Source organism: Xanthomonas sp. WCS2018Noco2-27, from assembly GCF_031843525.1.
GTDB lineage: Bacteria > Pseudomonadota > Gammaproteobacteria > Xanthomonadales > Xanthomonadaceae > Xanthomonas.
On sequence record NZ_JAVTIK010000010.1, the window covers coordinates 57,979 to 72,470 of the forward strand.

14 protein-coding genes, 1 tRNA gene and 2 pseudogenes are annotated in these 14,492 nt (G+C 61.4%); 5 read left to right on the forward strand and 12 right to left on the reverse strand.

Features of this window, described 5'->3' with window-relative positions; genetic code table 11:
* Positions 1-101 precede the first annotated feature (101 nt).
* Positions 102-314, reverse strand: a complete 213-nt coding sequence (locus RQH86_RS15930) for a hypothetical protein (RefSeq protein WP_311239057.1) — start codon at positions 312-314, stop codon at positions 102-104.
* Between the two features lie 71 nt (positions 315-385).
* Here RQH86_RS15930 and RQH86_RS15935 point away from each other — a divergent pair, with 71 nt between their 5' ends.
* Positions 386-799: a DUF2946 family protein gene (locus RQH86_RS15935; protein WP_311239056.1), complete on the forward strand. Its 414-nt coding sequence runs from the start codon at positions 386-388 to the stop codon at positions 797-799.
* Positions 800-996: 197 nt separating this feature from the next.
* A complete protein-coding gene (locus tag RQH86_RS15940; protein WP_311239055.1) occupies positions 997-3,138 on the forward strand; it encodes a TonB-dependent receptor in 2,142 nt (713 codons plus the stop codon).
* A gap of 180 nt (positions 3,139-3,318) precedes the next feature.
* Here RQH86_RS15940 and RQH86_RS15945 read toward each other — a convergent pair whose 3' ends face one another.
* The 7 genes from RQH86_RS15945 to RQH86_RS15975 form a co-directional block, all read right to left on the reverse strand.
* A complete protein-coding gene (locus tag RQH86_RS15945; protein ID WP_311239096.1) occupies positions 3,319-3,717 on the reverse strand; it encodes a helix-turn-helix domain-containing protein in 399 nt (132 codons plus the stop codon).
* A gap of 81 nt (positions 3,718-3,798) precedes the next feature.
* A complete protein-coding gene (locus tag RQH86_RS15950; protein WP_311239054.1) occupies positions 3,799-4,344 on the reverse strand; it encodes a copper chaperone PCu(A)C in 546 nt (181 codons plus the stop codon).
* A gap of 99 nt (positions 4,345-4,443) precedes the next feature.
* Positions 4,444-4,905, reverse strand: coding sequence for an SCO family protein (locus tag RQH86_RS15955; protein ID WP_236699221.1), 462 nt, complete (start codon positions 4,903-4,905; stop codon positions 4,444-4,446).
* 254 nt (positions 4,906-5,159) lie between these two features.
* The gene (locus RQH86_RS15960) at positions 5,160-5,375 is read right to left on the reverse strand and encodes a hypothetical protein (protein WP_311239053.1); all 216 of its coding nucleotides are present in this window, start codon (positions 5,373-5,375) and stop codon (positions 5,160-5,162) included.
* 62 nt (positions 5,376-5,437) lie between these two features.
* Positions 5,438-5,917, reverse strand: a complete 480-nt coding sequence (locus tag RQH86_RS15965; protein ID WP_311239052.1) for a DUF2946 family protein — start codon at positions 5,915-5,917, stop codon at positions 5,438-5,440.
* Between the two features lie 149 nt (positions 5,918-6,066).
* Positions 6,067-6,612, reverse strand: coding sequence for a cysteine hydrolase family protein (locus RQH86_RS15970; RefSeq protein ID WP_311239051.1), 546 nt, complete (start codon positions 6,610-6,612; stop codon positions 6,067-6,069).
* A gap of 153 nt (positions 6,613-6,765) precedes the next feature.
* Positions 6,766-7,758: a GlxA family transcriptional regulator gene (locus RQH86_RS15975; protein WP_311239050.1), complete on the reverse strand. Its 993-nt coding sequence runs from the start codon at positions 7,756-7,758 to the stop codon at positions 6,766-6,768.
* A gap of 119 nt (positions 7,759-7,877) precedes the next feature.
* Here RQH86_RS15975 and RQH86_RS15980 point away from each other — a divergent pair, with 119 nt between their 5' ends.
* From RQH86_RS15980 to RQH86_RS15990, 3 genes and pseudogenes are all read left to right on the forward strand, one after another.
* A complete protein-coding gene (locus RQH86_RS15980) occupies positions 7,878-8,732 on the forward strand; it encodes an NmrA family NAD(P)-binding protein (RefSeq protein ID WP_311239049.1) in 855 nt (284 codons plus the stop codon).
* 936 nt (positions 8,733-9,668) lie between these two features.
* A pseudogene (locus RQH86_RS15985) lies at positions 9,669-9,770 on the forward strand (IS5/IS1182 family transposase); the annotation flags it as partial.
* Positions 9,771-9,949: 179 nt separating this feature from the next.
* Complete coding sequence (locus RQH86_RS15990) at positions 9,950-10,309, forward strand: hypothetical protein (RefSeq protein WP_311239048.1); 360 nt, start codon at positions 9,950-9,952, stop codon at positions 10,307-10,309.
* Between the two features lie 289 nt (positions 10,310-10,598).
* Here RQH86_RS15990 and RQH86_RS15995 read toward each other — a convergent pair.
* The 4 genes and pseudogenes from RQH86_RS15995 to rpoD form a co-directional block, all read right to left on the reverse strand.
* Positions 10,599-11,708: pseudogene (locus RQH86_RS15995) on the reverse strand (IS3 family transposase).
* 76 nt (positions 11,709-11,784) lie between these two features.
* Positions 11,785-11,860 (reverse strand) — tRNA-Ile (locus RQH86_RS16000).
* A gap of 234 nt (positions 11,861-12,094) precedes the next feature.
* The gene (locus tag RQH86_RS16005; RefSeq protein ID WP_115554721.1) at positions 12,095-12,343 is read right to left on the reverse strand and encodes a DUF6566 family protein; all 249 of its coding nucleotides are present in this window, start codon (positions 12,341-12,343) and stop codon (positions 12,095-12,097) included.
* A 241-nt stretch (positions 12,344-12,584) separates the two neighbouring features.
* A complete protein-coding gene (gene rpoD / locus RQH86_RS16010) occupies positions 12,585-14,462 on the reverse strand; it encodes an RNA polymerase sigma factor RpoD (RefSeq protein ID WP_055847682.1) in 1,878 nt (625 codons plus the stop codon).
* Positions 14,463-14,492: the final 30 nt, after the last annotated feature.

The following is a 14,492-nucleotide window of genomic DNA, read 5'->3' on the forward strand; positions in this document are numbered from 1 at the left end:
AAGCCGCGCGATGGGATGAGCAGCCCGCGCGGCAGGGTTCGGTACGCATCGGCGGTGGCCTGAGGAAGCTCACCCGTAGAGCCCTGCATGCCGACGCAGGATCAGACCTGGGGCTGGCGCACGCGCACTTTGCCGACGCCCCACAGCAGCGCCGGCCACAGCATGAGATGCGCAACGGCAGAGAGTGTTGCAATCACCACGAACACGATGCATGGAAACATCGCGCCGAACACGAAGGTCATGCCCAGCACACAACCGAACAGATACTCCGCGCGGTAAGCACGGGTGACCACGGCGCAAAGCAGGATCGTCATCAACACGCCAAATGCCGCCGACGCATCGCCTTGCCGCATCGCATGCGCACAGCTGACATAGAATCCGCAGTATGAGACGGCGGCGGACACCTCTACGCACATTTGCCTGGTTAGCCATCATGGCTGCCATGCTGATGGCTGTGGCACCGGTTGTCTCACGCTTGGTGCAGGCGGCTGCCGTCGCACCTCCCATCGTCAGCGAGCTTTGCCACCACGGCGAGACAGCAGTTGCGGCGATTGCCGAAGCGGCCACACCCACTGCACACGCATGGGGCGGCGCGCCAATCGGCAGCGACCACACCCGGCAACACGATGCATGCGATTACTGCGCATTGGCGGCGCGCATGCTGCCGATGCTGCTTGCCGCATGGTTGCCGCTTGCTGCGCCCGCTCCGCCGGTGTTCGCCTCGCCCGATACGCTGCCGATCGATACCGGGCGATTCCGCTACGCGCACGCTCCACGCGGGCCGCCGGCCAGCGCTTAAACGTCCAACCGACAGGGATGGCATCGGCGGCACTCGTCGCCGTCCACGTGTCGCTGCCCCGCGCGTCCGACCACACCACCGCGGTGCCTGGCTGCCTTGTGTTGCACACGGGCTCCAGCGCAGGCGGCAGCAATCGCGCACCTGTTCCTTATTCGATACCGGCACCCGCCACGGGAGCCGCTTGCCTGGATCTGTCCATGCACACCGACCTGCCCCACCCGCACCGCCTTTCCATGGCGCTGCGCAGCGCCATGGCCGCGCCACTGCTCTGCACTGCGTTCTGTGCAATCGCACAGGACACACCCAACACGCTGTCCACCATCTTCGTCAGCCAGGACCAAGCCGTACGCGACACACCTGCATCGACCGGAACTTCGCTGGGGCTGAGCCCGTTCCAGACAGCGGCCAGCCTGGACGTCATCACCCGCGATCAACTCGAGGCACGCGGCGACAGCAACGTCACCGACGCCATTACCCGCGCCGGCGCAATCAGTGCCATGGCGCATCCAGGCAACGGGCTGAGCGCGCTCTCCACCCGCGGCTTTACCGACAGCGCATCGGTCATGCGCCTGTATGACGGCCTGCGCCAATACGGCGGCGTGGGCGTCACCTTTCCATTCGACACCTGGTCCATCGAACGTATCGAAGTCCTACGTGGGCCGGCCTCGGTGATCTATGGCGATGGCGCCATTGGCGGCGTCGTCAACATCATCCCGAAAATGCCGAGCGCCGGTGCCATTCAAAACGACATCCAGGCCACTCTCGGGACCCAGGACACCGCACGCCTGGCCTTCGGCAGCGGCGGCGGCCTGACCGACACACTGTCCTACCGCATGGATGTCAGCGGCAATACCACCGGCGGTTGGGTAGACCGTGGCCGCGCCGCAGATGCCACTTTTTCCGGCGCACTGCGCTGGCAGATTGCCCCCACCTTGCACACCACCCTGCGTTACGCCTACGGCTATCAGACGCCGATGCGCTACTTCGGCACGCCACTGGTGGATGGACGCCAGCTACCCGCGCTGCGCCACAAGAATTACAACATCGGCGATGGCGTCATCCGCTTCCGCGACCAGTGGACCCAGCTGGATACGGTGTGGACGCCCACCGCCGCACTCACGCTCAGCATGCGCCTGTACCACATCGACAGCCAGCGCGATTGGCGCAACGCCGAAGCCTATCTTTACGACTCCGCCACGCGCTTGATCGACCGCTCCGACAACACGGCCATCGGTCACGACCAACAACAGACCGGGCTTACCGCCAATAGCGTCGTGCGAGGACGCGTGGGAGGGTTCGACAACACGCTTTCGTTCGGTGTCGATGCCAATGACAGCCGCTTTCAGCACACCAACAACACCTATGTCGGCAGCGCCGGTCCGGTGGACCCGTACGCACCGGTACCCGGCCGTTTCAGCAGCGAGATTCCCACCATTCCGCGGTATCGCAACAATGCCCGGCAATACGCGGTATTCCTGGAAAACCGGCTCGCACTGAGCACGGCCTGGTCGGTGCTGGGCGGAATGCGCTATGACCACACCACGCTCGATCGGCAGAACCTTGTCGTCGGTACGCAGGCCTTCAGCACCACGTTTTCCAACGTTGGCTGGCGTATCGGCACGGTCTACGATCTGCAGCCCGGCTTGGCGCTCTACGCGCAATACGCGCGCGCCGCAGACCCGGTCGGTGGCTTGCTGATGCTCAGCCCGGCCAACAGCCGCTTTGCGATGTCGCAAGGCCGGCAAACCGAGGTGGGCCTGAAACAGGCATTTGCGCAAGGACGCGGCGAATGGACGCTGGCCGCGTATCACATCCGCAAATCCGACTTGCTCACACGCGACCCCGTCGACCCCGATCTGCGCGTGCAGGTCGGTGCGCAAAGCACGCGCGGCATCGAAGCATCGCTATCGCTCGCCACGCACAACGGCTGGCAACTGGATCTCAACGCAACCGCATTACGCGCCCGCTACGACGACTTCACCGAGGCCACTGGTGCCCCTGCGATTGCCATCTCGCGGGCAGGCAACGTCCCGCCCAATGTCGCCGCACGGCTCGCCAATGCATGGCTCAGCTGGAACTTTCAGCCCGATTGGACAGCCGCCGCAGGCCTGCGTTATGTGGGCAAGCGCTATGCCGATACCGCCAACGCGCTGGCACTGCCCGGCTACACCACCACCGATGTATCGCTGCGCTGGCAGGTGCGTCAGGACACGGCACTGACGGCACGCATCTATAACCTGTTCGACAAGGCGTACTTCACCACCGCGTACTACACCGAAACGCAGTGGCTGTACGGCCCGGATCGACGCATGGAGTTCACCGTGAACCATCGCTTCTAGGCAACCTGTCGCGCAGCGTGTGGCTGTATTTCAGCCACACGCTATTTGCAGGTATCGATCGACGCGCTACGTTGCTCGCTGCTTTGGATTTGCAGCTGTCGACGCATCAACCGTTGGAATCGCCCGACGACACCGCCCGCATCTGCAGACCATGCCGTGGCGCTTGTGCCAAACGCTTACTCAAGGTCTGGCAAGCGGGCAAACCGCTGCAATCTCCCGCATGCTCATTGCCACGCCATCCTTCGGTTGCGTCACCGCAACAGTGTCTGCTGGCAGCGATTCGCCCCATTTTCGCAGTGCATCGAAGACGCCATGCAGCCCTTCACCTAATGGCGTGAGTTCGTACACCACGCGCGGCGGCGTCTGCGCATACGCGGTGCGCGCCACCAGACCGGAGGCCTCAAAGCGCCGCAGGTGACTGGTCAATGTATGTGCGCTGATGCCCTGCAAGACCTGCCTGAGTTCGGTGAACCGGCGCGGCCCCGCAAGCAGCTCGCGCACGATCAACGACGCCCATGGCCCCTCCAGCAACCGGAAAAAACGCGCGACACCACAACACGGAGTTGTTGACCTTTCCATCGGCTGACTGATCCTGGCAGTGAACGACCCCTGGCTGCCAGCACGCCGCCGTGCTGGCACATCGATTCCCAACGACGCTGCCTAGTGCATATGCTGGTCATGCGATTCGGCATCGGGCGCCGATGCGCCGATGGGACGAACGTCGAAGTGCACCTCGACGCGGGGTGCATGCTCGAACACCAGCGTAGCCACCACCGGCTTGCCTTGTTCGAATGGCGCGTGCGGTGCAATGAACATCAGATGTGTGCTGCCGCTACCCAGCACCACGTCTTTTCCAGGCGGCAAGACCAGCCCCTGTTCCAGATGGCGCATCTTCATCACACCCGCATCCATCGTCATCTCATGGATTTCCACCTGTGCACTGGCCGGCGATTCCACCGCCACCAGCCGATCCGGCGTTGCCGACTGATTACGCAAGGTGAGGTAGCCGCCCGCCACCGGCGCACCCGGCGGCGTTGCGCGCGACCATGCGCCGCTCGCCACCACCACAGGCGCTGCGGCCGGCGCTGCGGTCGACGCAGGTGCCACAACAGCGGGCGCAGGGTTGGCCTCGGGCGCAGGTGCGCGCTCGCAGGCCACCATCGACAAAGCAGACAATGCACTCACCATCAGCAGATGCAATTTCATTTCGTTCTCCTTGGGTCGAGCCGTGCGTACGCCACAGCGCATTGCATCGGGGTCATCGACATTGAAATTCGGGAAGCCGGCAGGTCGCTCGTACGTCAGTTAGAGCACTTGCCGGATATCGTGCACAACCGAGTCCACTGTCTGCTCGTGGGCCAGGCCCACGCGCAGCTGTCCGTCGCGATCAAAAAGAAAACTGCGGGTGGAGTGATCGATGGTGTACGTCGGCCCCATCGGCACTTTTGCATAACTCACTTTCAGATTGCCTGCTGCCACCCGGATGTCGCCCTCGCTGCCGGTCAAACCGATAAAGTCCGGATCGAATGCCTTCACGTAAGTCCTGAGCACGTTTGGCTTATCGCGTTGCGGGTCCAGCGTGGCGAACGCGAATTGCACCTTCGCCGCATCCGCACCCAGCTTGCGCTTGACCTGCGCCGCACGCGCCAGCGTCGTCGGGCACACATCCGGGCAATGGGTAAAGCCGAAGAACAACACCAACGCCTTGCCACGAAAACTGCGCAATGGCCGTGGCGTGCCTTCGGTGTCGTAAAGGTAAAAATCCATTCCGCGTGCCATCGCGCTGAGGTCTGCGCCATTGGGAGCGGACCCACCGCCCCATTGCCCACATCCGGCCAATACGCAGACCAGACACCCCAGCATCACGTACGACAGTCGTCGCTTCCACACAGATCGCATTGCTTGCATCCTGATTCCCATCCATTAAGAGCGGCCTTGCGCATGCCGTTCTATCGCGCGCCCTTGATTGCGAATCGGCAGCAATCGCAGCCCTTGCCGCACACATTCGTCCGCCATGTCATTCACAGGCGCTCCTGCGGTTGTACGCCAATAGCCTGGTCGCAGTGCTCCGCGTTCGGTACGCCATCGCTCGAAGCAGTCCGACTCGGCTGTTGCGGTTCGCCTGCAGTCAGTCGGCGCAACTGGGCAGGGGTAATCAACGCCAGTGTCGGCACCAGCGTCAAAAGAGCAAGGCAAGGCGTCGCCGCCGCGCGGGGCGGCAAAGCAAAGTAGGTCATCTACACGCTCCAGAACATCCAACATCACACCCGCTGACGGGTGCGGCTCTCCATCCGATGTTTCAGGCAAACAGCGGTGGGCCGCGTGGCGCATGTGCCAACCAGCGTGCGGCTGATGGAGCCTCAGCGGCAAGACGCTCAACCGCACGCCGGCCCCGACGGAGCGCAAACAGCACGCACGCCAGTAGCAGCCAGGGCAGCAGCCGCGCGGCGAGCAGGCAGTAATCGCAGGCAAACGCATGGCCGCCATCGGTGTGGTGCAGATCGTGTTCGGCGCTCGGCCACCGCTTGGCTGTCCCGGCCTGGGCGTCTGCTGCCAACTGCGCGGCATGTACACCGACGGCATCGGCCGCCTCGCCAGCTGGCCAGGGCTGACTGTGGCAAAGCGGCCCGTCCAGAACGCCGGAGGCATTCTCGAGCGTGCGGCTGACCAAGGGCGCGACCAACAGCAATAGCAGCGCCAGGCAAGCCAGGCGCTGCATCATGCTGAACAAGGGCGAGGGACGGAAGCGCACCCGCAAAGTGTAATGAAAAAACCGCACGCCACCTGCGACCCTTCGTCGCAGCCGGACACCTGGGTTCGCGCGGCGGTGCGCACTGCATGCACTGCGCACCGCATCCGGGCCAGGCGTATCCCGCGCGGCAATCGGTCTGCACCATCAGCACCGGGCGCCACGCGCGCGCCGTTGTCTCACTGACCCTGCAGATACTCCTGCGTGGATCGCACTGCCGCATAGCCAAACTGAAACGCCGCCATCATTGTCGCGTGCACGTGGGCCGCAGGCACCTTGGTGCCATCGAAGTCCAGGTCCATCGTGGCGCAGGCATCGTGCAGCACTGTCACGGTATAGCCCATGTCGGCGGCGGCGCGCACGCAGGCATCAACGCACATGTGGCTCATCGCGCCGACAATCACCACGTCCGTCACACCGTGTTGTTGTAGCTGCTGCGCGAGCTGCGTCTCGCGAAAGGCGTTGACGTGCTGCTTGACGATGACCACTTCGCCATCCTGTGGCGCAACTGTGTCATGGGTCTGCGCGCCCTGCGAACCGGCGACCAGGAACGGGGCACCCGCAGCCGCCTCGTGACGTACATGCAACACCGGAACGCCAGTGTCGCGCGCATTGACGATCACCGACAACGCATTCGCTGTGGCCAGTTCGATGCCGGTCAATGGCAGTTTCCCGCCGGGGAAATAATCGTTCTGCAGATCGATGACGATGACGGCCTTGGTCATGGTGTTTCTCGCGTTGAATGCCATGCATCAGCATGCGCCTGCACGGTGATCACGACGAGTGGCACCACCGACATTACCGGGCCGGTAGCGACATCCCACCGCCGTTCGACGTGCTGGAGACGCGCGTCGAAGAAGAAAGTGGCCGGGGTAAGCTCAAGTCGCCCTGGCACTGCTTGCACCCGCAAACCGCTGCCGATAGTCGCTGGGCGACAGTCCAAGAATGCGTTTGAACACCTTGCGGAACGCCGCCGCATCCTGGTAACCGACGTCCCACGCAATCGCATCGATAGTCATGGCATTTGCTTCCAGCAAGGCACGCGCCCGGCCGATCCGCAGCCGCTGGCAATACTCCGTGCTGGTCATGCCGGTCGCCTTCTGGAACCGGCGCAAGAAGGTGCGTGCCTCCAGCCCCGCGTGTGCGGCCAGATGGGTCAGCGCCACATCCTGCGCACCGGTCTCCTGCAGCCAGTGCTGCACCCGCAGGATGGCCGCGTCGCCATGCGTCAAACGTGGCGAAAACACGCTGTAGTAACGCTGCTGCCGGCCCGGCGGGTCGACCAGCAGCACGCGTGCGGTTTCCAGCATGACTGCCGGCCCCAGCAGGCGATCCACCAGCCGCAGACCCAGATCGGTCCACGACATCACGCCACCGGCGGACATGACATCGCCCTCGTCGATGAGCATCTCGTCCGAATCGACCCGGACCGCCGGAAAGCGCTGCTGCAATGCGTCTGCATGCAGCCAGTGCGTGGTCATGCGACGTCCGTCCATCACGCCGGTGCCGGCCAGCAAAAACGCACCCGCACACACCGAGCACAGCATGACACCTTGAGCATGTTGCGCGCGCAGCCAGCCAATCAGGCTGCCATTGCGCTCCTCATCCGGCGCATCGCCCAGACTTGGCGGCAGGATCAACGCACACAGGCGCGCACCAACGTGTGTATCGCTCTCAACTACACGCGACGGCGCAGCGCTGGGCGTTGCCTGCTGCCAATGCGTGACCTGGATCGATGCGCTCTCGGCTGCACCGCTCGCGCCTGCAAGCCGGTTAGCCACCGCAAACAGATCGGTAAGGCCAAGCACGGCCGCCTGCTGCGCATTGGCATACAGCACCACACCAACCTCGACCCTTTGCCTGGATGTCATCTCGTTCTCCACGCCGACTTGCATTCAGCAGCGCGCCATTAGTGCAGTTGAAGTAACCGAAGTCCGCCGTCCATGCTCCTGCGCCACAGCTTCCTTCTCACGTCCACAGGAGTATGCCAATGACTTACATCATCCATGGTGCCACCGGCGCACAAGGCGCCCCGCTGCTCAATGTGCTGTTGCAGGCCGGCAAGCAGGCCGTGGCCGCAGTGCGCAACGCCGACGCGGTCACCGGCCCCTCGGTGCAGATCGATAATGGCTCCGTCCAATCATTGACCGATGCCTATCGCGGCGCGCAGGGCGTCTTCATACACCTGCCTCAGGCGCCCGAGGACGTGCGCGTGGCCTACGCCACCAGTATCGTCCAGGCCATCGACGCCGCAAAGCCCGCGCGCGTGCTGATCTCCACCAGCGGCAGCATCGTCGACGAACCGGACAACGCATTGCAGGCAGCCCCCGACTCGGCCATCGCCCTCTTGATCGATGGCGTGCAGCGCAGCGGCGTCTCCAGCGCCGTCATCGCCCCACGCCTGTATCTGGAAAACCTGCTGCTGCCCATGGTCATCGGCGGCGTGCACGCCAACGGCGTCCTCGGTTATCCGATCCGGGAAGATTTCCCGGTGCCCTGGAGCTCGCACCTGGACATCGCCGACGTTGCTGCGCTGCTGTTCGATCAGCCTGCCATCACCGGTGTGGTCGGCGTCGGCCAGCTACCAGGCCTGCTGGGCGCAGACCTTGCTGCAGCAATGGCCAAGCACTTCAAGCGCGATGTGCACTTTCAACCCGTGCAACCCGAAGCATTCGGCGAGCAATTGCAGCCCCTGCTCGGCCCCGCTGCGATGGCCGTCGCCGGGTTCTACCAAGCCCTTTGGCAAACCCCTGCCAACACCATCAACCCCGCCACCAGCGCCCAGCAATTGCTCGGCAGCACGCCGCGCAGCGTCGAACAGTGGTTGAAGGATCTGCTCGGCTAACGATGACGGCTAGTGCAGTGACTACCCGGCTGAGTCGGCGGCGCGGCACAGGCATCGTTCAAGCCTGTACTGCGCCAGCACTGCGTAATCGTGAGAGCGAGTCATTGGCTGCCGATACAAGGCTGCGCATTCTTAAGCATTACGGCCGAGCCGCGGCACGGGCGGGGACTTTCATACCTGCTGCCGCGCATGCCTCGTAGCTGCACACAGCAGCGTGTGTTCGTGCAGCCCTAAAGTCCAGGCCACACCTCAGAAGTTGTGCGGCCTGACTCAACCGCAGTGCAAGTTCCCTCGAAGGTGTCAGAGCTTTCATCGTCGTGGATCCAATGTGCCGATCTATCGAAATCGTGGGCACATACACGCCATTGAACTTGAACGCAGCTTGGATCCGGTCCGGCGTGATGCTTATCGGCACTACACCTGACGACACCGCCTGCATCGCCTGGTGGCCTACCAGGATTTGAACCTGGAACCAAAGGATTATGAGTTTGTCGTCGACGCGCTATGCCAAAGAAAATCAAGTGCAAGGCAACGTAATTAATAGAACAAAAAAGTAAGCTGCGCCAGCAATTTCACGCAGCTTGGCGAAGGCATACAAAACTCAGCTCTGTACTGCTTAAGTACCGCCAAAGGACTAATCAATGCCAATCCAACCCAAGGCGTTTGTCACCTCACGCGCCACCGATCTCCCAACGGGTTCGGTCTTGATGACCGGCGGCAGTTAGTTCGCCCATGCCAACATCGCGTCGCGGCGCGGGATGCGACCACAGAGCGCGGCTGTGGCCCTGACTATCAGCGGAATCAACCAGAATTATCACGCATGAGAACCGCCTCTCACCGCCCCCTCCTACGCCGACCGGCATTACGTAATTACGCGGCACGTAATATCTTACGAAATCAATTGACTGGCTTGACCGAATCCCTGCCGACCCTCTTGCATAGTTGGAGAAGAACCCAAAGCTATGGAAAAACTGCGAGCGCAAGCTCAATGCCAGTTTGCAGATGATCCACTTGACTTTGCTGCTCGGAAGAATTTGAACGGGCTTTGATAGGTCGCACAGGTTGCCAGGGCCGACTTATATTATAAATAGATAATACATAATTATTATATATTTCTCCACCCCCTGTCCATAGGCTGAATCTGACTTGCGTATCGCGGATGTCAGCCTGGATTTGTAGTTAAATGATAAATCCTATGATGACGCTTGGATAATAAGTTGAAAAAAATCTATCTGATAGTTACGCTGTTAGCATTGGCAATAAGTTCCCAGACCGTGCTTGCGCAGGAACCAAGCTTTTACAATTGTCAAAATAAAGCGATCCGAGTGAACATCCCATCTATGCCCCTAGGCAAGGCAGTTGCTCGGTTCACAGAACTGACACGTTGCCCAGTATCGATCGATGCTGACGAAGTCGCAAACACGGATGTGAAAGAACTTCCGACTTTCATCGTGAAAGGTAAGCTGACTCCCCGCAAAGCGCTCGATTTGATGCTCTCGAGTACGCCATTGAAGGCAAAGGAAATCAGGGGCGGCTTCTCCATTTACGAAGACAACAATTACGACAGCAAACCATAAAAGACGCTCGTCAAGGCGTGTAAAGCGGGGACCCGCTGATACGAAAAGAGATGGCACTCTGCGGATGAGAAATTGAGCGTCATCGCATTCGAATGGTCGGAAGGTGTGCAGTTCGTTTTGCTTTGCGATCTGCACTTCTCCCCCAATATCTCGCGCACTCATTGCAAAGCGATCACCGACATAGCCGCCATCGCAGAACGGACCCCGTAAGCGCTTCAAATTCGGTTTTTTGCGCTCAAGTGCCAGCAGCGCAATGAATCGCCCCGACTTCTGTAGACACCCCGCAGCCTCATGATGATTGCTGCTTTCCAAACTCTACCGGCGACAGCCCGTCGTTATGACCGTGCTGTCGCCGCGTGTTGTAAAACATCTCGATGTAGTTGAAGACATCGGACTTGGCTTCCTCGCGTATCACATAGACCCGTCGCTTGGTGCGCTCACGTTTCAGGAGCTGGAAGAAGCTTTCAGCAACTGCGTTGTCGTGGCAATTACCGCTACGGATCATGCTGCTGACCAAGCCGTGTGCCTTCAAAAAGTCCTGCCAGTCGTGCCTGGTAAACTGTGTGCCTTGGTCGGAGTGGACCAGCAGTCCTGCAGGCGGCTGACGTCGCCATACGGCCATTATCAATGCGTGTAGCACCAGGTCGGTATGCATGGTCGATTGCATCGCCCAGCCCACGATCGTCCTTGAGGAAAGATCCAACACCACGGCCAGGTACACCCCCGTGCGTTCGAATGTAGGTGATGCCGGTGACCCATGCTTGATTAGCCACGCCAGGATCGAACTGACGCGCCAGTTGACTGCTGGTCACGGCGGCCAGTTTCTCGCCACGAACACCGGGCCGGCGGCCATAGTCGACCTGGGCACGCAAGCCTTCATGTCGCATCAGTCGCGCTGTCCGATGCTTGCCGCACGACTCAGCTATATCGCGAAGGTCACAGTTGATCTTGCGGTCACCATACACACAGCCGCTTTCCAGCACGGACGGCTTGATCAGACCGAGAACGCGCGCGTCATTCTTGTCACGTTGCGACATCGGCGCGCTCCGCCATGCGTCGTATCCGCCGGGGTGTAGGCCGAACGCCCTGCACATATTCCGAAGGCGAAAGTCCCGCTCATGATCGAGCATAAACGCGTATTTAATATGGCCAGCTTGGCAAAGTGCGCTGCGGCCTTTTTTAGTGTGTCTCGCTCGTCGGTGACCCGCCGCAACTCCGAGGTCTGTTCGATTGCCGCCGAATGCGTGGACGATGGGTAGGCCTAGTGCTTCCGCCAACCATATAGGCTGTGGATTGAGATGCCGAGCCGGCTGGCCACATCGGCCACTGAGTGGCCACGGTCGGTGACCTGCTTGACCACCTCGACCTTGAACGCTTCGGTGTATCGCTTGCTGCTCATAGACACCCCTATTGCTACCGTGAGTTACGGCTGCAAGGTGTCGTAGGAAAGCCGGAGCGATTCATGGACTGTTTTTTGGTGGGCCCACCAGGATTCGAACCTGGAACCAAAGGATTATGAGTCCTCTGCTCTAACCGTTGAGCTATAGGCCCTGCTGCACAGCGCTCGCTGATGCCGCATGCCATGCGTCGGGCCCTCAGGAGTCGAGCAAGTTTACCTGTCTGTCCGCGAGCTTGTCTGCTGCGGCGCCGTCTTCTCTGCGGGTTCGTATCTGCGCCCGCTTGCTGCGATTCTGCAGGCGCCTGGTGTCTGCTGGACGCTTGGTAGATAGATGCCTGCACACCACAAACGCGCCTACACGCCCACACACCCACACACCCACACCATCAAGCATCCACTGTTTGACGTTGCTTATCGATCAACTGGCGACCTGCGCGAAACCCCTGCGCGATGGCGTCCTGGTAGGTGTCCCAGGTCTGGGTCCCGTCGTTGATGCGTGGCAGACGGGTGCCGCCGCCGTCAGCGTACACATCGACCCACAGCGTCCACTTGGCTGTCGGCGAAGCCTGTTCGACGCGTACACGGATTTCATGCTCGCAGTACGTGGTGGTTTCGAAGCGGCTTTGTCTGCTCATCGGACGGTCTCAGGTTCCTGTCGCGCTCGAAGGTAAGGCGCCGGTTGCAATCTCGCGTGAGATTGCAGGAAACATCCACTTAATAGTGCGTTGCGGTGCGGCTTCGTCGCAAAGGCGTGAAGCCACGCCGTCCGAATCTGCGCCGCTGCTGCCCGACTAGCATCGCCGGGCAGGTACCTGAAACGCAACAGCCCCGCATGTGCGGGGCTGTTGTGCGACCACTATCCAGCGACGACTAAGGTCAGTCGATGTCCAGGAACGAGCGCAACTGTTCCGAGCGGCTGGGATGACGCAGCTTGCGCAGCGCCTTGGCTTCTATCTGCCGGATCCGCTCGCGGGTGACGTCGAACTGCTTGCCGACTTCTTCCAGCGTGTGATCGGTGTTCATGTCGATACCGAAGCGCATCCGCAGCACCTTGGCTTCGCGCGGGGTCAAGCCGGCCAACACGTCACGCACCGTCTCGGAGAGATTGATGTTGGTGGTGTTGTCGATCGGGGACTCCACATTGGTGTCCTCGATGAAGTCGCCCAGATGCGAATCCTCGTCGTCGCCGATCGGGGTTTCCATCGAGATCGGCTCCTTGGCGATTTTCATCACCTTGCGGATCTTGTCTTCCGGCATGTCCATTTCCTTGGCCAGTTCCTCCGGCGTGGCCTCGCGGCCAAACTGCTGGAGCATCTGACGGGAAATGCGGTTCAACTTGTTGATCGTTTCGATCATGTGCACCGGAATACGGATGGTGCGCGCCTGATCGGCGATCGAACGGGTGATGGCCTGACGGATCCACCACGTCGCATACGTGGAGAACTTGTAACCGCGACGGTATTCGAACTTGTCCACGGCCTTCATCAGACCGATGTTGCCTTCCTGGATCAGGTCCAGGAACTGCAGGCCGCGGTTGGTGTACTTCTTGGCGATGGAGATGACCAGACGCAGGTTGGCCTCGACCATTTCCTTCTTGGCCTTGCGCGCCTTGGCTTCGCCATAGGCCATCGCACGGCTGATCTCCTTGATCTCGCCAAGGGTCAGGTAGTTGGCCTTTTCCATCTCGATCGAGCCCTGCTGCTCGGACACGATCTGGTCCTTGACGTCGCGCAGCGCGGACGACCACTTCTGCTTGCGCTTGAGTGCGTCTTCCACCCATTCCAGGTTGGTCTGGTTGCCTTCCCAGGAGCGGATGAAGTCCTTGCGCGGCATGCGTGCCACGGTGGTGGCCAGGTGCAGCACCTTGCGCTCGTGGTCCTTGATGCCGTTGACCACGCCACGCAGCTGGGTGACCAGCGCGTCGGTCAGCGGCAGCGGCAGCTTGAGCGTGGTGAAGATGGCGGCCATGTCTTCGCGCGCCTTGACCACCAGCTTGTGCTCGGCGCCGTTCTTGGCATAGATCTTCTTGAACTTGGCGTATTCGTTGGCCAGGTTCTCCATGCGCGTGGCGACTTCGACCGGGTCCGGACCGGTCGGGCCGGCCTCTTCTTCGGCAGCGTCGTCGTCGCCATCTTCGGCGTCGTCGTCGTCGGCAGCATCGTCTTCGGAGACGGCAACCGGGCCGGCGGCGGCCAACGCGGCAGCGGCGGCATCGGCTTCTTCGATCAGGTCGTTGAAGCCGACCACGATCTCGGCCAGACGCTTCTTGCCTTCCTTGTGCGCTTCGTAATCGGCGAGCAGCATTTCGGTCGACAGCGGGAACACGCCCAGTGCTGCCTGGACCTGGCTCAGGCCTTCTTCGATGCGCTTGGCGATGGCGATTTCGCCTTCGCGGGTCAGCAGCTCGACCGTGCCCATTTCGCGCATGTACATGCGCACCGGGTCGGTGGTACGGCCACCTTCGGTATCGAGCGCGGTCAGCGCTGCGGCGGCTTCTTCGGCGGCAGTGTCGTCAACCTCGCGGTTGCCGGTGTTGCCATCGTTGAGCAGCAGGGTTTCGGCATCGGGGGCAACTTCATGGACATCAATGCCCATGCCGTTGATCATGCTGATGATGTCTTCAATCTGCTCCGGGTCGACGAGGTCGTCGGGCAGATGGTCATTGACTTCGGCGTAGGTCAGATAGCCCTGTTCCAGGCCCTTGCTGATCAGTAGCTTGATGTCGGATTGCTGGGCAGGACGTTCGTTGGCCATGAGTGCTCGCGCCACCGGCTTTGAGATTGG